The sequence below is a fragment of the Clostridium sp. 001 genome, from assembly GCF_019056555.1.
GTDB classification, from domain to species: domain Bacteria; phylum Bacillota; class Clostridia; order Clostridiales; family Clostridiaceae; genus Clostridium_B; species Clostridium_B ragsdalei.
This window is the reverse complement of record NZ_CP020473.1, coordinates 3,942,267-3,966,081: the sequence shown is the minus strand read 5'-3', so window position 1 is coordinate 3,966,081 and position 23,815 is coordinate 3,942,267. Positions and strand designations below refer to the sequence as shown.

Annotated in this window: 16 protein-coding genes; 5 read left to right on the top strand and 11 right to left on the bottom strand. The window is 31.1% G+C overall.

Features of this window, described 5'->3' with window-relative positions; all coding sequences use genetic code 11:
• The first annotated feature begins 83 nt into the window (after positions 1-83).
• Positions 84-503 (top strand): hypothetical protein, encoded by a 420-nt coding sequence (locus B5S50_RS18615; protein ID WP_065077340.1) that lies wholly within the window; start codon positions 84-86, stop codon positions 501-503.
• A gap of 91 nt (positions 504-594) precedes the next feature.
• On the opposite strand, the gene B5S50_RS18610 is transcribed toward B5S50_RS18615, so the two are convergent.
• Positions 595-2,271: an AAA family ATPase gene (locus tag B5S50_RS18610; protein WP_217302510.1), complete on the bottom strand. Its 1,677-nt coding sequence runs from the start codon at positions 2,269-2,271 to the stop codon at positions 595-597.
• A 230-nt stretch (positions 2,272-2,501) separates the two neighbouring features.
• Here B5S50_RS18610 and B5S50_RS18605 point away from each other — a divergent pair, with 230 nt between their 5' ends.
• The gene (locus tag B5S50_RS18605) at positions 2,502-3,200 is read left to right on the top strand and encodes an ABC transporter ATP-binding protein (RefSeq protein WP_217302509.1); all 699 of its coding nucleotides are present in this window, start codon (positions 2,502-2,504) and stop codon (positions 3,198-3,200) included.
• A complete protein-coding gene (locus B5S50_RS18600; protein ID WP_217302508.1) occupies positions 3,200-5,443 on the top strand; it encodes an ABC transporter permease in 2,244 nt (747 codons plus the stop codon). Before B5S50_RS18605 ends, B5S50_RS18600 begins: the two co-directional genes overlap by 1 nt.
• A 95-nt stretch (positions 5,444-5,538) precedes the next feature.
• On the opposite strand, the gene B5S50_RS18595 is transcribed toward B5S50_RS18600, so the two are convergent.
• The 6 genes from B5S50_RS18595 to B5S50_RS18570 form a co-directional block, all read right to left on the bottom strand.
• Positions 5,539-9,981 carry a hypothetical protein gene (locus B5S50_RS18595; protein ID WP_083985549.1) on the bottom strand — a complete coding sequence of 1,481 codons (4,443 nt, stop codon included), beginning with the start codon at positions 9,979-9,981 and terminating at the stop codon, positions 5,539-5,541.
• The gene (locus B5S50_RS18590; protein ID WP_065077335.1) at positions 9,981-10,718 is read right to left on the bottom strand and encodes a DUF6063 family protein; all 738 of its coding nucleotides are present in this window, start codon (positions 10,716-10,718) and stop codon (positions 9,981-9,983) included. Before B5S50_RS18590 ends, B5S50_RS18595 begins: the two co-directional genes overlap by 1 nt.
• Positions 10,705-12,216, bottom strand: a complete 1,512-nt coding sequence (locus tag B5S50_RS18585; RefSeq protein ID WP_065077334.1) for a replicative DNA helicase — start codon at positions 12,214-12,216, stop codon at positions 10,705-10,707. Before B5S50_RS18585 ends, B5S50_RS18590 begins: the two co-directional genes overlap by 14 nt.
• A complete protein-coding gene (locus B5S50_RS18580; protein WP_217302507.1) occupies positions 12,207-13,220 on the bottom strand; it encodes a Wadjet anti-phage system protein JetD domain-containing protein in 1,014 nt (337 codons plus the stop codon). The genes B5S50_RS18585 and B5S50_RS18580 overlap by 10 nt, the downstream gene beginning before the upstream one ends.
• 382 nt (positions 13,221-13,602) lie before the next feature.
• Positions 13,603-14,817, bottom strand: coding sequence for an LL-diaminopimelate aminotransferase (locus B5S50_RS18575; protein WP_217302506.1), 1,215 nt, complete (start codon positions 14,815-14,817; stop codon positions 13,603-13,605).
• 195 nt (positions 14,818-15,012) lie between these two features.
• Positions 15,013-16,401, bottom strand: a complete 1,389-nt coding sequence (locus B5S50_RS18570; protein ID WP_217301860.1) for a transposase — start codon at positions 16,399-16,401, stop codon at positions 15,013-15,015.
• A 204-nt stretch (positions 16,402-16,605) separates the two neighbouring features.
• On the opposite strand from B5S50_RS18570, the gene B5S50_RS18565 reads away from it, so the two are divergent.
• Together B5S50_RS18565 and B5S50_RS18560 are read left to right on the top strand one after the other, a co-directional pair.
• Complete coding sequence (locus B5S50_RS18565) at positions 16,606-17,814, top strand: MFS transporter (RefSeq protein ID WP_217302505.1); 1,209 nt, start codon at positions 16,606-16,608, stop codon at positions 17,812-17,814.
• Positions 17,815-17,925: 111 nt separating this feature from the next.
• Complete coding sequence (locus B5S50_RS18560) at positions 17,926-19,128, top strand: MFS transporter (protein ID WP_217302504.1); 1,203 nt, start codon at positions 17,926-17,928, stop codon at positions 19,126-19,128.
• Positions 19,129-19,188: 60 nt separating this feature from the next.
• Here B5S50_RS18560 and B5S50_RS18555 read toward each other — a convergent pair whose 3' ends face one another.
• From B5S50_RS18555 to B5S50_RS18540, 4 genes are all read right to left on the bottom strand, one after another.
• On the bottom strand, positions 19,189-21,132 hold the full coding sequence (locus B5S50_RS18555; RefSeq protein ID WP_217302503.1) for an ABC transporter permease: 1,944 nt from the start codon (positions 21,130-21,132) through the stop codon (positions 19,189-19,191).
• A complete protein-coding gene (locus B5S50_RS18550; protein ID WP_217302502.1) occupies positions 21,125-21,892 on the bottom strand; it encodes an ABC transporter ATP-binding protein in 768 nt (255 codons plus the stop codon). The genes B5S50_RS18555 and B5S50_RS18550 overlap by 8 nt, the downstream gene beginning before the upstream one ends.
• A 160-nt stretch (positions 21,893-22,052) precedes the next feature.
• Positions 22,053-22,397, bottom strand: a complete 345-nt coding sequence (locus B5S50_RS18545; protein WP_217302501.1) for a cupin domain-containing protein — start codon at positions 22,395-22,397, stop codon at positions 22,053-22,055.
• A 38-nt stretch (positions 22,398-22,435) separates the two neighbouring features.
• Entirely contained in the window at positions 22,436-23,815 is a 1,380-nt protein-coding gene (locus B5S50_RS18540) for an MATE family efflux transporter (RefSeq protein WP_217302500.1), read from the bottom strand.

Sequence of the window (23,815 nt, the reverse complement as noted above, 5' to 3'; positions counted from 1 at the left end):
TGTATGATAAGTAGTTTTATGATATAATTACCTATTGTCGTTAAACAATTACTAAATAAAAAATGTAAAGTGAGACTATTAAAATGAGAAATGAAAAATTAGAAAGAACAATAATCAAAATAGATAATGAAATTGCTGCTATGAACATAGCTAAAAAGTACTTATCAAATATAGAAGAAATAAATGAAGTAAAAGCGACTTTAAATAACAAAAGACAATTATTAGCCAATGAAATATATACCGAGGATCATAAATCCTATTCAGAATGCCGCGAAGTCATAGAAGGAATGTTAGATAGAGAATTAGAAAAAGAAGAACAAGTTGAATTGCTTGAAACGATAAAAGACAAATTTGGAAGGAAATCGCCAAATGTAAGTAAAGTAAGTAATGGACTTAATGCTTGGTTGAAAGAACTTAATGTTGAATACAGTTGGATTAATAATGAAGAAACTGGTTGGGATAAATTGATTATAACTGGATTTGGATTATATAAGCAGAACTAAATTTAAGCATCTATGCTAAACTTCTCCAGAAAAGGTATAGTAAAAAGCACTATGCCTTTTCCTATATTTACAAACTAAGTTGCAACTGCTACTATGCCTCGGAAATCATTACTTCCTTCCCCTTAAACACAATGGCAAGCTTTATTATATGTTTTACGTTGCAATTTATAAGTTCCTGTTCATATTTCATCCTATCTATTTGCTTTAATGCTTCCACTTTTCCTTGTTCCATTGTTTCCTTTGACAATACATTTATTTTCTTAAATTCAATAATAATTCCTGGTTTTGAGATATCCTTTGGAATTATCATTACATCATATCTCCCAAAGCCACTTTCTTTATTTGACTTCACTTCATGGGTATTTGAAATGGATACAAGCATTCCAAGTACAAAGGCATGGTACACTTTTTCCGGTTCTTTTCCTGATACATCAAAATAACTTAAGTTATTTATTACAAATTCCTGAAAAGCATAGCCAAAGTTTTCTATATCACCCGTGACTAAATTACTTAACATTTCTTCATACTTTTGATTGGTCATAGATTCTTGAAACCATTTTACTATTAAATTTTCATAAAATATATAAACTTCTTCATTTGGAATTTGGAGTTCACAGTTTAATCTTCCCCTTATTAGCTCTGTTTTTACAGCCTTCAAATATCCACTCAAAAGTAAAAAGCTCCAGATATTTTGGTTGGAATCTTCAACTTCTGCCATAACTATAGTATCATCAATTACCTTATTTATAGATTTCCCGTCGAGAAGATACTCTAAATCTAGTTTTACTTCTTTATCTCCTTTTAATAAAAGCCTTTTTATAAGATCATTACTGCTGCTGTTAATCCAGTAAGGCATAAATCCTTCTTCATTGTTATCAATATAATTTAAAACTGACCATGGATTATATATTACTTTTCCACCAAAAATATATCCATTATACCAACTTTTTATTTCTTCTGAGCTGTCTTTTAAATTATAATATTTTATAAGTTCTTTCATTTCCTCTTCTGTAAATCCAAATTTGTCACTAAATTTGAAACTCAATATAGAATATACTTTTAAGTTATTTAACCCAGAAAAAATACTTTCCTTTGCCACTCTAAGGATACCTGTTATTAAAGATTTTTCAACGTATGGATTATCTTTTAAGGCTGCTGTTAGTAGATTCCTTATTAGGACTATCATTTCATTGTAGTATCCTCTAAGATATCCTTCTTGTATTGGCACATCATATTCATCTATAAATAGCATTACTTTTCTTCCATAATGCTTATTCATGTACCCCATAAGAGAGCTTATCGCATCTGATACACTTCCTATAGAAGCTTTTCTTGAAATTATTTGCTTAAAATCATTTTTATCAAATTCAGTTAACTTATCACTATCCAGTAAATATTCATGCTCTTTATATAAATTTGATAATAATACTTTTATTCCATCTTCAAAATTTTCAAAAGATATATGCTTTTGATTTTTAAAAGTAATGAAAATAACAGGATATTCTCCCTGAAGCTTCATTATTTCCTTTTCCTTTTCTATTTTTAAGCCTTTAAATAAATTCTTAGTCTCTTCCTTAGTCCTTATATCAAAAAAGTATTTAAGCATACTTAAATTCAATGTCTTTCCAAACCTTCTAGGTCTTGGTGTCAATATTATTTTCGCACCATCTTCTATAAATTCTTTTATTAGTAAACTTTTGTCTACAAAATAATTATTGCCTTCTATTAACTCTTTAAAATCTGATGTTCCTACTTGTATTTTCTTCATTAATGCACCTTCCTTCTTTACAAAGATGTTTTAAAACATAAAAAAACAATTTCTTACTTTATTATATCCTACAACTCATCCTATTTAAACAAATACTCACATAAAAAGAACTATAAATAGAGCACATAATAATCTAAGTTACACATTACTGCATGATTAATAAATGTAGAATAAAACTTCCTCCTATGCCCAAACTAATAACAATAAAAATAGTGAAAGGAATAAAGTAGATGTTCTTAATAGTAAAAAATTTAAAGAAAAGCTATAAAACAACTGATATAACTACCACTGTTTTAAATGATATAGGAATGAATTTAGACAAAGGTGAAATTGGAGTTATACTTGGTCCTTCCGGTTCTGGCAAGTCAACTTTTCTCAATATTATAGGCGGAATTGATAAATGTGACTTTGGTACTGTTTTTGTAGATAACCTTGAAATTACTAAACTAAATGATACTGAACTTACGGACTATAGAAGAAAAAATATAGGTTTTATATTTCAATTTTACAACTTAATACCTAACTTAACTGCTGGGGAAAATATTGAGGTTGTTTCAAACATAAGTAGTTCTCCTCTTAATACTGATGAGGTTTTAAAAGCTGTAGGTATGCTTGATAAAAAATATAGATTTCCAAGGGAATTAAGCGGTGGTGAGCAGCAAAGAGTCTCCATTGCAAGAGCAATAGTTAAAAATCCAAAGCTTTTACTATGCGATGAACCAACTGGTGCACTTGATTTTTCAACCTCCAGGGAGATATTAAAACTTCTTCAGAGAATTAACAAGGACTTTGGTTCAACTATACTTATGATAACACATAATAATGCAATTAGTTCTATGGCAAATAGGGTCTATAGGTTAAGAAGTGGAGAAATTGTAGATAGTGAAGTCAATAAAGAAATTATTCCTGCAGAAAGGATTGAGTGGTAATGATTATAAATAAAAAAATTAAAAGAACCATGCTAGAAAGTAAATCTCAATACCTTGGTTCCTTGCTGCTTATTATTTTTAGTTGTCTTCTTTTTACGATGTTTAATTTGGTTTCTATAAATTTATCAAAATTATTATCTTCTTTTGAAAAAGACTATAAGCAAGAAGATGCAACCTTTATGACAAGTAAAAAATTAAATAATCCAGAGTCCTTAGAATCAAAATTTAATATGAGTTTGGAGGAAACAAAATCCTTTGATTATTCTATATCAGAAAATAAAACTTTAAGAATCTTTAGGGAAAATACAAAGGTTAACATACCTGCAATAATTGAAGGTAAAAATTTAAGCAATGGCGGTATCCTTATTGACCCTTCTTATGCAAAAGCTAATAAATTAAATATTGGTGACAGTATAAAACTATATAATCAGAATTTTACCATTTCCGGTTTTATGTCTATGCCAAATTATATATATCCACTAAAATCAGAATCAGATATTATAAATGATCCAAACGACTTTGGTATTGCAGTAATTAATAAATATGATTTTAATAATATAAACAGAGGAAATAGCTTTTATGCTGTGAGATTTAATGGCGATAGAAGCAATTTAGGTGAAAAAATATCTGAACTCAAGGGTTATTTAGGAAGCAAAAATATTATTATTTTAAGCTGGATGAATGTAACTGATAATCCAAGAGTGACTTATATGACTGCAAAGCTTTCTGGAATTGATAAGATGAGCTCCTCTATGCCCATGAGTATCCTAATCCTTACTTGTATTCTAACTGGTATAGTAATGCTGAGAATATTAAAAAGAGAAGCTGCTGTTATAGGAACTCTTTATGCACTAGGTTATAGAAAAAGAGAAATTATGAAACATTATCTAATGTATCCCTTAGCTGTTTCATTATTAGGCGGTATTCTTGGAACCATGCTTGGGATAATAACCTTAAAACCTATGATTTCCTATTATGTGTCCTACTTTAATATACCTGTAAGTTCTTTAAGCTTTAATATAAATTATTTGATAATGAGCATTCTGCTTCCTATAGTCTTTTTGATTGTCTGCAGCTACTTTGTTGTAAATAAATCACTTAAAGCTTCACCTGTTGAACTTATGAGAGGTGGAAGAGAAAATAATAAGGTTGGCTTTATAGAAAAAAATATGAAACTTGATAAATTAAATTTTAATACTAAGTTTCAAATAAGAGAATTACTTAGAAGCATACCTAGAAGTGTATTTCTTATGCTTGGAGTTATTATGGCAACTATGCTGCTTTTAATGGGTTTTTCAGCAAAAAGTTCTTTGGATTATCTTATGAAGGATTCTTTTAGTGAAGCCTTTAAATACAACTATCAGTATGTGTTTAATTCTGTCCAAAATGGCAAACCAGAAAAAGGTGAAGCTTTCTCTGAGATACCCTTTGCACTTAAATCAGATTCCGATTTAACTTTTACAGTGTATGGGGTAAGTCCTGATTCTAAATATATTTCCTTTAAAAACAAAGCAGGGAATGTGCTTAAATCAGATAAAATTATTATAACAAGACCTCTAGCTGATAAGCTTAATATAAATCCAAAGGATACCATTAAGGCTGTTAATAGACTTGATTCAAAAGAATACAGTATAGCTGTTGATGATATTGCTGAAACCTATGTTGGCAGCTATATTTATATGCCTCTTAATAAGCTTAATGCCATGCTTAAGCTTCCTCCTGGCAGTTATACTGGGCTTTGGAGTACAGAAAGATTGTCCATTCCAGAAAACAAACTGCTGGCTTTTGTAACAGTTGATGATATGAGAAATGCCTTTAACACAATGACAAAGCCACTTCAGGCTGTTGTAGGTGGTATTGCTTTTATGTCCTTTATAATTGGACTTATAGTAATATATGTTGTTACTGCTCTTACAATAGAAGAAAACAAAGAAAATATATCTCTTATGAAGGTTCTAGGCTACAGAAATAAGGAGATTTATTCTCTAATTTTAAACAGCTCCTCTTTTATAGTTATACTTGGCTATATTCTTGGAGTACCACTACTTCTTGCCTCCATGCGTGCTCTATTTAAGTCAATAACCAAAGATATGAATGTATCCTTTCCAGTAACTATAAATTACATTTATGTTATAGTTGGTTTCATTATTATATACTTGACCTATGAGCTTTCAAAGCTATTAAGCAGGAAAAAAATAAATAAAATTTCTATGTCCGAAGCTCTAAAATCCCGAATAGAATAAGCAAAGCCTCTTAATATCAAAAATAACTTCTTATAGGCAAATCTCTTATTCTACCTATAAGAAGTTTTGCTAGTTAATATATTTTATATTTCCAATCAATGTATATCCGTAAATGCCACCTGTTCTAACTGCCCCATCCTGAATAAGGTCTGAGGATCACCGTCAACAAGGAAGGCTTTTTTTATTTCTCTTTCTTTAGTCATAATCTGGCTGCTGCAGTTGTCTGCAGTTCTAAGTCTGCAGCTGTATACTATAGGAAAGTATTCCCTTACAAATTTTCCTTCTGCATGAGCTGTCAAAGCTATTATCTGAAAACCTAACTGCTCTGCAATAAAAAACACTGGACTTAACACATGGTCACTGGAAGCCTTTCCAAAAGGGTTGTCCACTATAACAGTTCTATAATGCTTATGGTTTGATACAATTTGTGTTCTCTTTTCAGCCAGATAATTTAGTATTCCAAGGAATAAAGTCATATTTTTACTCCATTTTTCTCCACCAGACCAGGAATTTGATACCTCCCATGAAAAAGGCATACTTTTAACCTTTTGATCATTGGTTACTTTACGACATTTTACTTTAATGGTGTTTTGCTTCATCACAATTTGTAACAACTGCTTTGATTGCAGCCATTTTTCTATGGATTTCCTAACTTGACTCTCCAGTTCAACACCATTTTCATCTTTAAACTGATCCTCTTCCAACTGCTTTAACATCCAGTCAATGTGCTTTGCCAGTTCTTCCTTTCCCTCTTTTTCATTCCATTCAGGTACAGTAAATAGAAATACTTCCTTCCAATCCTCATCAATTTTTATTCTTGTCTTTTTAGGAATTTGTTTAAGTTCCTGCACCATAGTTACCAAATAAGAATGTAGATGATTTATAAATTGCTGAACTTCTTTATCATGTTCACGAATATCATTTTCTGCAATTTCTATAGTACGCATAATTCTCTCATTCATCTTGTTTCGCCAATCAGTAATATCCTCATAGGATTTTTTATACTGAACTCCTGTAACCGCCATATCTTTTAGCTTTACATCTACAATTTCACCTTCACAAAAATTTATAAACTCTCTCTTTTTATCTTCTGTATCTAACTTTCTATCCTTTAAGAGCTTTTCAGTTTCTTCTATATTTTTAATTATTTCATCTACAATCCCTGTTCTCTTATACGGAAACTCATTTTTTATATTCTCCGTTAATACAGCTTCTTCTATCTCTTCTGGCAAATAAGAATATTTGAAATTATAATTTTCCAATTTAGAAATACTATTATTTATGTCTCTTCCTTCTTTTTCTATAACTTCTTGCTGTTCAAGGAAATACTTTTTCTTTTTAACTATATCTTCTAATTCCTCTTTTAATATAAATTCTACCTGTTCTAAAACTATAGAAAAAGATATTATTTTTTCATATTTATTATAAAAACGATTCTCTTCCATTTCATAAACAGCTTTTTCCTTATCATATGACGTTTTGGCTTCATCATAGTCTTTTTTTAGATTTTTCAAAGGCTTCTTTAATCTTTGCAATTCTTCTATAAGCCTTTCAATCTCATCATCACCATAAATGGGAAATCCCATTTCTTCATCCAGCTGAAAATCCGTCTGCTTCCTTAAGTTATCCATCTCCTTTTCTAAAGTTTCCTTTATTTCCAAAGCATTTTTCACGTTTTCCTCTAAAGCTTCCCTGCCCTTTTGTTTCTTTTCTAGAACATCCTTTAAGCTTTTTCTCTGCTGCACCAGTACCGCTTTACTTGTAGATGTATACTTTACAGACGCACCAATGACTTCTTTATATAAGTCATCTGCCATTAACACAGAATTTGCTGTTTTAATTTCATTAAGCCTTTCCTTTATATCATCCTTTGCACCCAGGCTCAACTTTATTTTTCTCTCTAATTTAAGATTTTCCCCTTTAGCAAGTACAAGTTCTTCTTTTATTCTGCTCTTTTGCTCCTCAGCTTTTTCCTTTTCATTTTTCTTTCTTGAATATTCCCTGGCTTTAAGTATTTTTTGTTCCAGAAGATGCTGTTCTCCCTGTGCTTCAGCAATTGCTGTGTTGATTCTCTTCCCTTCTTCATCTATATCTACTATTCTTACTTCCTTTTTATCAACATCCTCAGTGACTAAGACTACGTTATCTTTAAGTGTTCTCTGTTTCTTCTGCATTTCAATATAATCTTCATAAGGATATTTACTATAAAAATCTCTTACATTCCTAAGAAGTTCAATACAGTTTCTTAACTCTTCTTCTTTTTTCCTGCGTAATTCTGTAGCTTCAGAAGCTTTAATTGAAATATCATTTTTCCAGCTTTCAAAATTTTTCTGAACAATATTCTTATTCCACATTGAAGGGAAAACGATATTTTTCTCAGATAAAACAGTATTTTGCTGCACTTTATCCCTTGCTTCTTTTTCATTCATCACAATAACTGGATGGGAAAGCTCATCATGCTGATTCGATATTTTATCTATAAGTTTTTCCACTTCTGTTTCTGATGTAATTATAGATATTGTCCAATAAGGATAGTTCTTATTAAGCTCCTCTTCCGATTCACTAGTAGTTTTTACTACCCTTTGGATATATTCCGTTCCACTTTCTATATAATTAAAACCATTTCTCCAATTTTTTATATATCTTTCTATAGAAGGATCTGCTGTATATAATTCACTCTCACTATAATTATCCAGCCATCTGTGAGCTAATCTTTCATCAAAAATCAAATTTTCCTTCTCTTCTCTAAGCCTTTCCAGCTTGTTTTCCACCTGCTCCAATATGGTATTCTGCTTTCTATACAGGGAATCAAAATTAAACCAACTGTTTCTAAATTCCTTAACTCTACAAAGCAGATTGTCATGAATTTCATTGAGATTTTTAAATCGTTCTGACAATTCCGTCTCTTCTTTCTTCAGGACATTTAATTCTTCTCTTTTTACTGGTATACTTTGTAATAAATCCTGCTTTTCTTCCTCCATCATCCTTACTTGCTTATTATATTCAAATACATCATTTTCTAAATCTGATATTCTTCTCTGCCACTTATTAAATTCTTCTTCTACCCGTTCCTTACTCTGATTGTCTAACATTTCCCTTTCAAGGTTATCCATGTCTTTTATAAGCTGATTGATGGAACCATCTAGTTTAGCTCCTGCTGCAGATAACTCACTTTCTTTGTCTTTACTTCTACTAAATTCTTTTTCAAGATCTTTAATCTCTTTTTCAATATTTTTAAGCTGACCTTCAATTACTGATATTTCATTATCAAGCTTTTGTTCCTGTTCCTTATAATATCCCCTAAGTTCACTGCTATTTAGTTGCAATTTATCAGTAATGTCTGCAATATCCTCGTCCTTGTCCAGATCATCAATCTGTTCTTTTAAAAACTCAATTTTCTCTCTTTGTATTTTTATACTCTGTTTATATTTTGCTATTCTCAAATTTTCAAGTCTTTTTTCTTTTTCTTCCTTATCATTTAAAACCTTACTATATTTATCAGAAATCTCTATAAAACACTTCTCCACTTTAAGCATTTTATCTTTTAATAACTGTAACTTATATGAAGCTTCCTTTTGATTCCAGTATTCCTCTTCTTTCGCAGCCAAAAGCTGATCTTTTTTGTTTTTATCAAGCTTTCCTCTATTAATTTCATCTTCCTTTTTAGCAAATTTATACAGAGCTTTTATATATTCTTTAATTTTAATGAAACTGTGATTCACCTCATCATAGGATTTATAAACATTTACATAAGAACTTATCTGTTCTTCCACCAGCCTGCTTTCATCTATTCTGGCTTTTAACTGTTTATATTTCTTAAAATGTTCTCTCTGTTTTTCAAAGGTCTCCGCAAATTCTTTAGTTCCATTCCCGGCCAGTGCTTCTTCTACTGTAGGAATTAAGAGATTATCTACCAGCTGTCCCGTGGTTTTACATGCATCAAAAAATGCTTCCACACCTCCTTCTACAGCATTTATCAAAGCAATTTTTCTCCACTCTGATGGAATAATTTTAAAATTTTTCTCTATATATTCCTGGTAATCTTTAATTGTACTGAAGATATTTGCACTAATTCTATTCTGACTCATATTAGAATAATACTCACCTGCTTCTTCCTTTGTAGCAGGTCTCTTTTTACCATTAATGCTTTTCCTTACAAAAGGGAGCTTTTCTATAGAATTATCATCATCTTCTTCATATTCATAAACATATTTAAGAGAATCTACAGCTCCTTTATTCATGAACAGGGTTACAGAAGTTAAAGCATATCTTCTAGGCCTTTCACTTAATATCCACTCTATTGCTATATGAGCTGAACTGTTTTCTAGCATAAGAGTATTTTTAATTTTACGCTCTGCTAAATCACTATGAGGCAATATGGCTTGAATAGCTGTTTGTACAAAAACTGTTTTTCCTCCGCCATTTTCAATCAAAATTATTCCATTATGTCCATCAAACTGAAAAATATCATCATTATATCTTTTTTCTCCATTTTCATAAATCACATTTGTAAAACGTATTTTAGAAATTGCTGGCATTAGCTTTCTCCTTTTCTGTGATCAAGATTATACATAAAGTCTAATATTCCTCTATTGTAATCATATTCCATATAATATCTTTGAATTATGTTCTTAGCCTTTTCTGTAAGCTCCAGCTCCTCGCTTCCAATATCTCTTACAAGCTCCTGTGCCTCCAAAAATTGCTTTACAGTATTTAGGAAACTCTTTCTACTTATAGTCCTGGCATCCTGATTTTTTACTCTTTCCTTAATTTCGTCCATATCCATCCATTTTTCTATAATAGCTGACCAATTATAATCAAACTGACTGTCTAATTCTTTTAGTTTTTCAGCATCATGTTCACTTAAAGCCTCAATTCTCTCATTTATGCTGGATAGCCACTCGCTTATATTAATAAAATCACGGGTTGGCTCTGTGGTTTGATAGCTATCGTAGAATTCTCCAAATAGTACAATTATAGCTGTATACATTAAATATAAATCCAGATTTACAGCTTTTGCTGGAAGGTACTCTTTTTTAAGAGTATCATTTGATACGTGGAATATTGAATTTCTTGAAACTGGTATCATATATATATAATCTCCTGATGCAAAAATAGTGCAATCTACATGATACGCAAATTGATCAATAAGTCCTCTTATCATCTCATCAGATATGTATAAACGCAGTTCTTCTTTCTCTCCATAACCTTTAATTGAAAGTATAGAATACAGCTTGAATGCCTGCATTACTTGTTCATTATTATATTGAAGCATGTTTGTCCTCCAATTTTAGAATCATATTTTTTATAGTAAATCTTTCTGTAACCTTAAGTATTCCTTCAATTTCCCATACATATAAGACTTTTCCTTTATTAATTAATAAATTGAAGGCCTCTCCAAATAAAAGCTCTTCATTTTTCTCATCTGTGTCTATTGTTACCGGCGATTTTTGATGAAGTATAATCCAGAAATCATAAAATATCCGATAATCCAATATACTTTCATATCCATTTTCTTTCATATAATTCGTGAGCTCGCTAATGCTGATCTCATGTTCATCACCCATAGCTTTTAATAATATTTCTGCTATAAACTTAAAATTTTCTCTTTGAACTTTCATACCTAACTTTATCTCTTCATCTTCTGGTACAGATAAAAAATCTTGAGTTTTTTCCTGTTTGTTTCTATTTTCAATTCTTTGCTTGCCAAATACTGTTAATGGTGACCAAACTTCATACTTTCCTAAATACATAAAAGGTTCTATCAGCACTCTTGATGCATTTAGTGGAAGAGGTGATGAAAATAATCTGCTGGTAATTTCCTGATCAAAATTAAAAGAATCTATACCTACATAATAAAGTGCCTCTTGAGCAGCTTGAAGTGCAGAAGTCTTAAGAACTATACTTTCCTTAAAAAGTAGTCTATGATCATAGTGAACCTGTCCAAGTTCCTTATCTATTTGGATTATAAGCTCATATGCCTTTCTATCTTTGTCATTTGTGAGCTCATTGCCTACCTTGTCCCTGGTTTCCTTTACAAAAGACTGCAGTTCATCAAATTCTTCATTCTCACGATGCAGTCTCATATTTATATCTTCAATTATACTTTTATATCTTTCATAAGTCTCTGTAGATACTATATTTCTATTTACTTCATGCTTTATTCTTACTATTCTATCTTGAAGGTTTTTTACATCAAGTCTCATTTCATCAATTTGTCTTAAAGCACCTACAAATTCACCTTTCTCCAGTTGTTTCCTTAAAACTAACTGATTTATAGATAACTGAAACTCATTAAAATATTCCTTTGTAGCAAAAATCAATTCCAAACCTTGTTCATCAAGAGTATAGTATTGAGTATTTGTTTCTAAATCTGCCCTAGCCGCTTTTAATATGGAATATTGAACAATTTCGTCCTTTCTCGTTTCCCAATTATAAAATGTTTTAAAGTTTCTTTTTCCTGTAGGAGGTCTAAAAGTCTCTATGATTGTTCTTGCCGCCTTTTCAAATCCTTCATAATTTAAATCTATTTTACCTTGATTAAGTTCATATAAAAAGGAAGCAAGTTCCCTTACTCCTGTTTTTTTATTTCTCATAAGCATATTTTCAAAGAAAAACAATAAGCTAAGCAAACCTAAACTAAAATAATCAATTCCATTGCCACTGTTATCCTTTGAGTTTTTATTTTGCAGCTTATATAATGGATCAAACAAGACTAGCCTTTGAATTCTTTCCCCATAGTTTTCTGTTATATTTTTTATACTTATATCCACTCTGTATTCCTCCATATGTGCCCAAGTTCATCCTTGTTTAAAGCTTCCTGAGGCAGATATCCTCCATTTTCCAAAATTTCTTTCAGCTTTATCTTTTCTTTCTCACTAAAAAAACTAACAAAATTTTTTAAAGCCTTATCATTTTTTTGCTGCGTTTCTTTTCCCCTGCTGCAAGGCTTCTTAAGCAATTCTCTATAAAATTCAACTGCTAGGTAAGTATGCACTTTCTCATTAAGAGAATTCCATATGGATATTCCCTCATTGTCTAAATCTCCAAAATAATATATTTTATTATTTCCATTTATTCCTAATTGTTTTTCCAGCATGTCTATATCCGCTATTATTTTCCACCCCGAACCAAAAATTAATGAAGTAAACTCTGTTTCCTTTAATACCTGCATCAAAGCCATAAAAGTTGCCTTATTTTCCACAACTAGATGGAAATACTCTGGCCTTGAAAACTGCTTAGGATTAACTGCCATCATCAGCGGATCTGCACTATTTATTATATTAAGTTTTCCCCACAGCTTTATTCTATCTAAAAGTTTCTTTCCACCTTTTTCACCAATCCATTTTTCATCACCAACAATATGAAAGGATCTTTCTTGAGCAGTAACATAATCTTTAGGCATCCCATTTTCCTCAATGTATTTATTGATTTTACTAATATATGGGATATCTTTATTCCATATTTCCTCACTCAAATTAAGGTATTCCTGAAGATCAATCTCTCTACTAATATTCAATATATATCTTTGAACGTTATTTATATGCTCTTTTCTTAACTCATATTTGTTAATTCCAAATTTATAAGGCAAAGGAATATCTTTACCATTGTTATCTTTGGAATTTTTTTCAATCAATATGTTATTATTAATTAGCTTTCTGATATTTTCTGCAAATTTATCATATGAATAATTACCTGGAACTAACTTTTCTAGATTTCCTAAGGTTATAGTGCTATTCTTATATTTTTTTAAATAGGAGATTAAATCTTGATACATATTTCTTCACCTTTTAGCTTTTTTATTTAAATTATAGCATATTATTGCTATAATTTATCCTATAGGAAATACTCCTCATTTTCCAACTCTACTTCATCTCAACTATCTCTTAACAATTTAAACAAATACCCCACATAAAAAGAACTAGTATAATAAAAAAATTGCGAAGCAAAGCTTTTGAAAATAACAAAGTTCAAATAACAAAGAACAGATAAAGATGATTTTCCTCGTACCTCATGAAATCTATAATTTTAATATTTTCCAACGTTAGGAAGAAAATTATCCTTATTTGATATTTGAACTTTGCACTTTGTTCTTTAATTTTTAACTGTGAAAGTTGATCATATAATAATCTAAGTTACAACAACTATCATTTAATTTGTTAAAGTCTCTTAATCCTCTCAACAGCCTCTACTGTATTTTCGTAAGTTCCAAAAGCTGTAAGTCTAAAATATCCTTCTCCCATCGGTCCAAATCCACTTCCTGGTGTACCTACAATATTTGCTTTTTCTAACAAATAATAAAAGAAATCCCATGAAGTCATATTGTTTGGTGTCTTTAGCCATACATAGGGCGCATTTACACCTCCGTATACAGAGTAACCTGCTGCTTTTAATCCTTCCAAAATCATTTTGGCATTATTTTTATAATAATCAATTTGCTTTTTTATCTGCTCTTTGCCAGTTTCAGAATAAACGGCTTCTCCTGCCCTCTGAACTATATATGGTGTACCGTTGTATTTGGTTCCATAACGTCTTGCCCAGAGTCTATTCAAAGAAACTCCAGAACATTTTAGTTCCTTTGGGACAATTGTATATCCAAGCCTTAATCCTGTAAATCCAGCTCTCTTTGAAAAACTTTTAAGCTCAACGGCACAATTTTTTGCACCATCACATTCATAAATTGTATGACATACATTGTCTTCTGAAATATATGCTTCATAAGCACCATCATATACAATAACAGCTTCCACTTTATTTGCATAATCAACCAAAAGTTGAAGCTGATCTTTTGTAACCGTTGTCCCTGTTGGATTATTGGGAAAACACAGATATATAATATCTGGGTTTTCTTCTGGAATATCCGGCACAAAATTATTATCTGGAGTGCAGGACATATATATAACTTCACTCCACCTTTGTGCATCCTTATCATATGTTCCTGTCCTTCCAGCCATTACATTTGAATCTACATATACAGGGTATACAGGATCACAAACTGCAATCTTATTATCTACACTAAATAGTTCTTGAATATTACCAGCATCAGCATTTATTCCATCATTTATAAACACTTCATCTATTGAAATGTCCACACCACGAGAGTTATAGTCACCTTTTATAATTGCATTTTTTAAAAATTCATAACCAAATTCCGGTGCATATCCTTTAAAAGTATCTTTATGACCCATCTCATCAACTGAACTATGCAGTGCCTCTATAATAACCGGTGCCAACGGCTGAGTTACATCACCAATGCCAAGCGAAATAATTTTCTTATTCGGATTGCTTTTTTTAAAATTAGCTACCTTTTTTGCTATACTTGAAAACAAATATCTTCCCTGCAATTTTAAATAATTATCATTTAATTTACACATAATATCCTCCTTGCTGTCTTTTTCTTCTTGTTCTAAAGAAATCCCTTAAAGGTCTATTGTCTATAGGATTATTATACTCAGCTCCTCCATACTTTGGCACTTCATTTCTGTATCTAAAACTGCTATTTTCACTTTTTAATTATTTCCCCTATTTTTACATAATTCATCCTTGTACTTTGCAATTTATAGTATAACTCAACTTTCGCAGGACAAAAAGACTAATTTCTCCTTGATGTAACAAGGTAAAGCAGCAATAAAACTATCTATTATTGAGTCAATAACGTCCTTTGAAAGAAGAAGTTTTTCAGTTAATACATTTTTTAAAATATCTACAATAAGATTCATTACTTCACAAAATTGGATATCTTGAAGTTCATCACAGCACTGATAAAAAAATCCACCAATAGTTCTAACATCATTATTCTTACGGCTTTCTAAAGTAAGCATAATGTATCTGGTAAAAACTATAGAAGTATGTGAAACCATGGAATCATAAGAACGCCCCTGAAACTCTTTAGCAAGTTTTAGAAAAGACTTGTTCATTTTAAAGAAAACCTCTATATCCCAGCGTTTTCCGTAAATTCTTATTATCTCATTGTCATCTAAGGATATATTGGTAGAAATTAAAGCAAGCCATTTTCTACTTCTGTTTCTATCTCTTACAAATACAATTTTTGCTTTTACCTCATTACCATTTTTGTCAGAGCCAATACCTACAATAACAGAAGAAAGAATTTTTGCCTTACCACGCTTTTTTCTTAAATTAGCATAGAGATTTTTAAGGTTCAATAACTTACCGTTATAATTGTAGTAAACCCTTGGCATTGCTTTGACCATGGCAATAGTATTAAGTTTGAGTTCTAGAATCCGTATAAGAGTTTTTGGGTACGTAAACCAACTGTCAAAAAGAACGTACGATGCAGGAATAGCATATTTTGAAACTTGTTGAAGTAAACTAATCATAACCTCAGGTGACTTTAAAACAGCCTCCTTACGGAGCTTAGAACCATTGGTTCTTTTATCAATATTGTGGTTTTCAGGACAAAGTCTGTTTTTCTCCTTTTCGGAAGAAAGCAGAGTGAAAGCAAGAGGTAAAAAAGTATTGCCATCTGACCAACCAAGGGTGAGAAGGCGAAAGCCTTTAACATATTTATGTTCAACATGGTCATGAACTCTTGCAAGAAGTTCAACAGATTTGCTCCTGCACCTACTGTATAAAGAATCATCAATTACAAGTACATTAACTCTATCTTTTGAAGTAAGTGGTACGATAATATTTTTTATGATTAATGAAGAAAGTAAAAACAAAAACTTTCTCCAATTAAAGTTTGGTGAATTAAGAAATCTATATACAGTATCCTTTGAAAATTGATTATTTTTTCCAGACTCCAAGTTCCTAAATAAGTTTTTTCCAGTAAAAACAAGCATAAAAATATATTGAAATATTTTAATACATGGAAATCCTTTTTCTTTAGAAAAATTGCATTGCTTAAGTATATGTCCAATTTTGTTGTCTTTAAAAAATCTATTTATAGTAAAATTAAATTGTTTATCATTAGTATCATTTGATATAATAGTATTCATAAGAAACATTCCTTTCCTTGGTGTGGTGTTTTTTGCAATTCTATTATACCAAAAGGAATGTTTCTTTGCTTTATGTGTTTATTCTCAAGGCTTTCCCCTTAATTTTTATGTGCGAAAGTTGAGTAGTATAATAAAAGTTAGGCCGTATTCGTACGATGCTTCATCTATAACTATATTATTAAAATAATCTTGGGGGATGATTTTATGGAACAATCAAAAACAGAAAATCTATGGAACTTTTCATTTATTCTAATGCTAATAATAAATGCTCTCGTCTTTATTGGTTTCACTATGATGACACCAATACTACCTAAGTATACAATTAGTTTAGGTGCAACAATGTCCATAGCAGGTTTAGTTGCTGGTATTTTTGCAATTACATCTATTATTATTCGTCCATTTGCTGGATTTTCAACTGACAGATTTAACAAGAAACATTTATTAGTTGTTTCAACCATATTTCTGGCGGCTTCAGCATTAGGTTTAAAAATCTCGTACAATATATATACTCTTTTTTTCTTTAGAATTGTTCAGGGCATATCATTTTCAGTAAGTGTTACAGTAATTAATGCTCTATCTACAACATATATGCCGAAAGAAAGAATAGGTGAAGGAATAGGTTTCATGGGGCTTGGATATATTTTGGCAACTGCAATAAGTCCAAATCTTGGGCTGGAGATTTCCTCACAATTTGGATTTAAATATGTATTTTATTTATCTTTTATTGTTGTTATGATTGCAGCAGCTCTTATGACCATGATTCCATACAATCCACCAAACAAGGAAAATTTAAACACAAGTAAGCTTCATATTAAAATTAGTGATTTTTTTGCCAAGGAACTGATTGTTTTTGCTGTTCTTGCTTGTTTATTTACGTTTATGAATGGAGTTATCGGAAGCTTCTTAGCTTTGCTAGGTGATGAGAGACATATCTCAAATATCGGTTATTATTTTACGGTAAATGCCATTGTAATTCTTATTATCAGGCCACTTTCAGGTAAACTTCTTGATAATAAAGGTTTGTCAATTATAGCATTTTCTGCTTTTATCATGGCTATGGCCGCATCACTATTATTAGTAATTTCTTCATCTCTTTGGATGATATTAGCAGTGGCAGTTCTCTACGGAATAGGACAAAGTTCACTTTCACCAGCACTACAAGCTACTTGTGTTAAAAAGCTAGGTCCTAGTAAAGTAGGTATTGCCACAAGTACTTATTTTATTGGATATGATGCCGGACAAGGACTGGGACCAATTATAGGAGGAACCATAGCCGGTAAATTTGGTTTAACTTCTGTTTTTTATATTTGTGCTGCACTATTGTTTTCTGGAATAGTTATATACTATTTGCATACATTAAATGCAAAAAAAGCAAAATCCAAAATTGTTAGTGAAAATTTAAATAATAATTAAAAACTTATCCTTAGTTGACATGGGTTTTAGTAAGGTATAATATAAATGTTAGAAACCAAATTGTTAGATTTCTAACATATTTAATTATATTAGAGGTGAAAGAATTTATATATGACAGAAACAAAATCAAATTTAGAAACAAAAAAAGATATGAAACTGTGGAATTTCAATTTTATTTCCCTATTAGCGATTAATACCCTTACCTTCATGGCATTTTATCTTGTTTTTCCACTTTTAGCAAAGTACACTTCCAATTTAGGTGCCTCTCTAAGCACTGCAGGCATAATTGTAGGTTTATTTTCATTTACAGCACTGCTTATTGGGCCATTTGGTGGAATACTCACAGATAGAACTAGCAAAAAATATATAATGATAATTGGTACTTTTATAAATGGAATTGCAACACTAGGTTATGGGTTGTCACCTAATATTACATTTATAATTTTTTTCCGAATAATACATGGTGCTAGTTTCAGTATAACTAGTGCAACAAGTATCGCTTGGGCAACGGATTTCATACCAAAAAATAAAATGGGAGAAGGTATAGGTTATCTTGGAATCAGTCAAATTATTGCAACTGCCTTTGGTCCCGAAATAGGAATAGAAGCTTCTAATCGATTCGGAATGTCCAAAACCTTTATAGTATCAGCAGTACTAATTATAATAGCTGCAGTGTGTATGAATTTTTTGCCAAACAAAAATCAGATATCTATAAAAAATACAGTAGACAAAAAACATGCCATTCATTTAAAAGATATTATTGCATTTAAAATATTGCCACTATCTTTAATTGGCGGCTTATTTTTTATGGGAAATGGACTTGCCACTTCATTTTTAGTTTTACTGGGTGAAGAACGTAAGATAAATGGAATTGGAATGTATTTCACAGTAAATGCCTTGTTTCTTATTTTCACAAGACCAATGTCTGGAAAACTGTATGATAAAAAGGGACTTTCAACTGTTATGTATCCGGCATTATTGTTCAGCATCACAGAAGCACTGCTAATAGCTCATGCAAGTGCACTTTGGATGATACTTCTGGCAGCTATTTTTAAAGCATTTGGACAGGGAACTGCACAACCTGCTCTACAAGCAGAGTGTTTTCATAAATTGGGAAGTCAAAAAAAGGGACTAGCTTCAAGTACTTTTTTTATTGGTGCTAACCTGGGTCAGGGCCTAGGACCTTTGCTAGGAGGAACTATAGCTTCCTCATTGGGCTATGTATGGTTGTTTAATTTTAGTGCCTTAGCATTACTGTGTGGAATTTTTGCTTATGCAATATACAATAAAAAGACTTGCTCTTCGTATTTCTAAAGTAAAATAAAAAGCCACCAGCTGGCTCAATATATTGCCAATTGGTGGTTACAATTCATATTATTCAACAATTTTGTAATATACCCTGGCTGTCAAAGAAAATACAATTGTATAAATTGCTGCAAAAACAACTATCGTTCCTGCGGTTGAAAGTATAAATAAATTTATATTTTTTAATCCTAAAACAGCAAGCATCTTTGTAATCATTGGAAATGCAAAGGCAATATGGATTACTGTGAAAATAAGAGGCAAGAAAAATACCATTAATACCTGACTTCTTATAGTTTTCTTTATTTCTTTTTTATCCATTCCCACTTTCTGCATGATTTCAAAACGTTCCTTATCCTCATATCCCTCTGATATTTGCTTATAGTAAATAATAAGTACCGTTGCCATTAAGAATAATATACCTAAAAATATTCCTAAGAAGAACAAACCGCCATATAGAGAAAGAAATTGTTTCCTGCCACTTGCAGCACTTTCGGCATTAGCTTTAATTTTATTCTCTGCAAATTTTTTATTTAACTTATCAGATATTGATAGTATTTCTTTATTTGTACCATTAATATTAAAGGCAGTTGTATATTCCTTAAAGCTGTTATTTTCTACAGAATCTATATTATTTACAAATATTATATAAGTATCTATCAAATCTATCATGGAATTATTTAAACCGCCTACAGGTTTATCCAATCTTTGTTTAATTTTAAAGCTCTTATTATCAATATTAATTGTGTCATTAGTATAATTCTTTACTTTCGAGAAAAAAATCACTTCATTATCATGAAGGGTAATATTCTTTCCTTTCAATCTATTATAATCTGAAATAGGAATAACCTCTATCATAGAAATATTTACCTTGCCAGGATCTTTTTTGACAGATAAAAATTTGCCGTCTTTTTTTACAACTTCCAAACTATTATCAAAATAGTAAAGCTTACCTTTCATATCTATTTTACCATTTTTTAATTCTGAATTTAAAGTTTCATCTATCTTTTGTATTTGATTTTTATTAGTTTCTTTAGCAGTTACAACTATATCTCTCGGGTAGCGAAGCTTTAGAATATCTTCCATACCTGCATATAAAGAAATAGTAGTTGATAGCATTACAAGTACAGCAGTACTCAATATACAAATATTTGCAAGTCCTACTGCATTTTGTTTCATTCTGTACATCATACCGGAAATAGATATAAAATGCCCTGTCTTATAATAAAAGTTCTTCTGCTTCCTTAGGAACTTTAATACTGCAATGCTTCCTGCTGTAAATAGTGCATAAGTTCCTATCATAACCAAAATAACTGCACCAAAGAATAAGTTAAGCGCAGCAAGAGGTGATTTGACATTTAAAGCTATTCCATATCCACCGCAAAGAGCTGCTAATCCTATAATAGTCATAATCCATTTTGTTTTTGGCTCTTTTTCCCCCTGCTCTGAACCTTTTAAAAGTTCAATAGGCTTTAATATTTTAATCTGAAATAAATTTGATAATAATGTTACAAAAAAAATGCTGCAAAAAACAATCAAAGTTTTTATGATAGACGGCACCGAAATAGAAAATCCAAAGGATACTTTAAAATTAAGCATTTTTATGAGCAGAAGAAACATAAGCTTATTTAAAATAATTCCACCAATAAGTCCAGCCGTTAAACTGATAACGGAAGTAAAAATACATTCAAAACATAATATTTTTGCAATATGCTTTTTTTCAAGACCCAGCACATTATACAGTCCAATTTCTTTTTTTCGCCTTTTAATAAGAAAACTATTTGTATAAAAAAGAAATATAGCTGAAAAAATTCCTATTACTATTGTTCCCAAAAAGAGAAGCGTTTTTAGGCTCTCAGATCCACTTGCTCCATCCAATCCTTTATTTATTGAAATTGCATGCATTATGTAAAACATCATAATTGTACATATACAAGTGAGTATAAATGGAAAATATGTTTTACTATTCTTTTTTATGTTTATTACTGCAAGTCTCGGATAAAACAGCTTATTCATTTGCCGCACCTCCAGTAGTAATCACTGTAAGTGTATTTGAGATTTTTTCAAACATCTCTTCTTTTGACATGGAACCCCTATAAAGCTGATGAAACACTTCTCCATCTTTTATAAAAAGTACTCTTCCTGCATGACTTGCTGCCTTGGTACTGTGGGTAACCATAACAATTGTCTGCCCTTCATTATTAATCTCTGAAAATAATTTTAAAAGCTGATCTGTTGATTTTGAATCAAGAGCTCCTGTGGGCTCATCTGCTAAAATAAGCTGCGGATCTGTAATTAAAGCCCTGGCAACAGCCGCCCTCTGTTTTTGACCTCCTGATACCTCATAAGGGAATTTTTCTAGTATTTGCTCTATTCCCAACTTTTCTGCAATAGGCTTCAATCTTTTTGCCATTTCTCCATAAGATTTTCTTGATAAAACAAGTGGTAAAAAAATATTATCTTTTAAAGAAAAGGTATCAAGTAAGTTAAAATCTTGAAATACAAAGCCTAAATTCTCTCTACGAAATGCAGTAATTTCACTTTCTTTAATTGCTACAATATTCTTACCCTGCAGTAAAATCTCACCGCTAGTTGGCTTATCTAAAGATGCCAGTATGTTAAGTAATGTAGTTTTTCCCGAACCTGACTCTCCCATAATTGCTACATATTCTCCTTTTTCCACTGAAAAGGTTACATTACTTAAAGCTTGAACCTGGTTTCCTCCAAATCTTGATGAATATATTTTCTTTAAATTATTTACTTCTAATAACTTCATTTTCTTCCTCCCCTGTTCACTTTGACTATACTATAATTATAAAAAAAAGAGAAATGCAGAGCCATAACTTTGGCTTACATTTTCTCTTTTAACCTTACATCTTTGTAAGATAGAAACCATATAAAAGAAGTGAGACTGTATATAAGTCCCACTTCTTTACTTACTTTTTTAAAATTAGTGCAACAAATGCTATATCTTCAGTCCCTGTGTTTTTAACTCCGTGACCATTTCCATCTTCACAAAAAGTAACATCTCCTGCCTTAACAGGGATTTCATCTTTGTTATCCTGATACATTCCCTTTCCTGACAAAAAGTAATATGTTTCAGTCTCATCATGATGCTCATGATATCCAATTTCACATCCTGGTTTCAAAGTAATCTTTGAAAATAATTTACAGTGTTCTCCTAAATATTCAGGAGCTAATAAACTTTCTTTTAAAATATATCCATTTGCTCCATTGACATTGTCTTGTCTAATAATTTCTCTTTTTTCATTATTAATCATTTTTTCATCCTCCATAAATTTTTTAGTATTAAAATTTTTTAAGAATTGGCTTTTTTAAAATCGGTATCTTGAGTCATACAATTCTCATTTATATGTTTCATTTCTAAGAATATAAAAATTCCAGTTATAAGGGCAGATAAAACATCTGCGATAGGCGGAGTCATCCATACACCTTCAGTACCCCAAAAGCGCGGCAATACTAGTAATAGAGGAATTAACACCAGCAGTTGTCTTGATAGTCCAAGGATCGTAGATTGAATTGGCTTTCCAACTGCTTGAAAATATTGAGAACTAACAATTTGAAAACCCGCTACAGGAAACATAAGGAAAAACATTGACATTGCATGGGCAGTTAGTTTATTCAATTTTACATTATTGTTAGAAAACATACCAGCAATTTGAGTTGGCCATAAGTGTACCACTGCAGTACTGAATGTGGCAATTACTATACCTACAATTATAGCTTTCTTCAAAGTTTCTTTCACTCTATCAAATTGCTGGGCACCATAATTAAAACCGATAATAGGTTGAGCTCCCTGACTAACACCAAGTATTGGCATAAACATTAAAGTAGCTATACTACCAACAATGCCCATAGCCGATAGTGCTATGTCTCCACCATAAGTCATTAATGCTTTATTCAAAATAACGTTTTGAAGACTGTTAGCCAATTGCATTGAAAAAGGTGCAAAACCAATACACATAATACTAATGACCAAGTTCTTCTGCAATTTGAGATTTTTTATTCGTATTTTGAGGAAACTAGCTTTCGATTGAAAATAACTTAATACCCAAATGGCTGAAAATGTTTGGCCACAAACTGTTGCCAGTGCAGATCCTTTAATTCCAATGCCTAGTCTCATAACAAAAATATAATTAAGGACTATATTAATTACCGTTCCAATTACTTGAGTATACATGGACATTCTAGGATTACCCTCAGCTCTGATAAAATTAACCATTCCCATACTCAGAGACCCCACCCATGATGCTAACATTATAATATGTGTAAATTCTTTGGCATAAGGCAAAACCTCAGCACTAGCTCCAAAAAAAGTCAAAATAGAATTACTAAAAAGAAAATAAATAATACTGATACACAGTGGCAATAAGATCAACAAAAATATAGCATTCCCCATAATCTTTTCAGCTTCCTCTGGCTTCTTTTCTCCCAAACGAATAGATATGAGTGAGGTAGCACCAACACCAATCAGCACAGATACTGCCATAAGAATAAGCATAATCGGAAAAGCTACAGTTGTGGCTGCAATTGCAATTGAACCAACCCCTCGTCCTACAAATATTCGGTCAATAATATTATACAGAGAATTTATCAGCATGGCGATTACTGCTGGCCATGAGAACTTCCACAACAAATTATTAATTTTTCCATTTCTAAGTTCATTTATATTGTCCAT

Bases quoted from the DNA above. Each gene is read 5' to 3' on its own strand.
- B5S50_RS18560 (WP_217302504.1), top strand. From the start codon at position 17,926: ATGACAGAAACAAAATCAAATTTAGAAACAAAAAAAGATATGAAACTG.
- B5S50_RS18555 (WP_217302503.1), bottom strand. From the start codon at position 21,132: ATGAATAAGCTGTTTTATCCGAGACTTGCAGTAATAAACATAAAAAAG.
- B5S50_RS18580 (WP_217302507.1), bottom strand. From the start codon at position 13,220: ATGTATCAAGATTTAATCTCCTATTTAAAAAAATATAAGAATAGCACT.
- B5S50_RS18565 (WP_217302505.1), top strand. From the start codon at position 16,606: ATGGAACAATCAAAAACAGAAAATCTATGGAACTTTTCATTTATTCTA.
- B5S50_RS18600 (WP_217302508.1), top strand. From the start codon at position 3,200: ATGATTATAAATAAAAAAATTAAAAGAACCATGCTAGAAAGTAAATCT.
- B5S50_RS18605 (WP_217302509.1), top strand. From the start codon at position 2,502: ATGTTCTTAATAGTAAAAAATTTAAAGAAAAGCTATAAAACAACTGAT.
- B5S50_RS18595 (WP_083985549.1), bottom strand. From the start codon at position 9,981: ATGCCAGCAATTTCTAAAATACGTTTTACAAATGTGATTTATGAAAAT.
- B5S50_RS18610 (WP_217302510.1), bottom strand. From the start codon at position 2,271: ATGAAGAAAATACAAGTAGGAACATCAGATTTTAAAGAGTTAATAGAA.
- B5S50_RS18545 (WP_217302501.1), bottom strand. From the start codon at position 22,397: ATGATTAATAATGAAAAAAGAGAAATTATTAGACAAGACAATGTCAAT.
- B5S50_RS18570 (WP_217301860.1), bottom strand. From the start codon at position 16,401: ATGAATACTATTATATCAAATGATACTAATGATAAACAATTTAATTTT.
- B5S50_RS18615 (WP_065077340.1), top strand. From the start codon at position 84: ATGAGAAATGAAAAATTAGAAAGAACAATAATCAAAATAGATAATGAA.
- B5S50_RS18550 (WP_217302502.1), bottom strand. From the start codon at position 21,892: ATGAAGTTATTAGAAGTAAATAATTTAAAGAAAATATATTCATCAAGA.
- B5S50_RS18540 (WP_217302500.1), bottom strand. From the start codon at position 23,815: ATGGACAATATAAATGAACTTAGAAATGGAAAAATTAATAATTTGTTG.
- B5S50_RS18575 (WP_217302506.1), bottom strand. From the start codon at position 14,817: ATGTGTAAATTAAATGATAATTATTTAAAATTGCAGGGAAGATATTTG.
- B5S50_RS18590 (WP_065077335.1), bottom strand. From the start codon at position 10,718: ATGCTTCAATATAATAATGAACAAGTAATGCAGGCATTCAAGCTGTAT.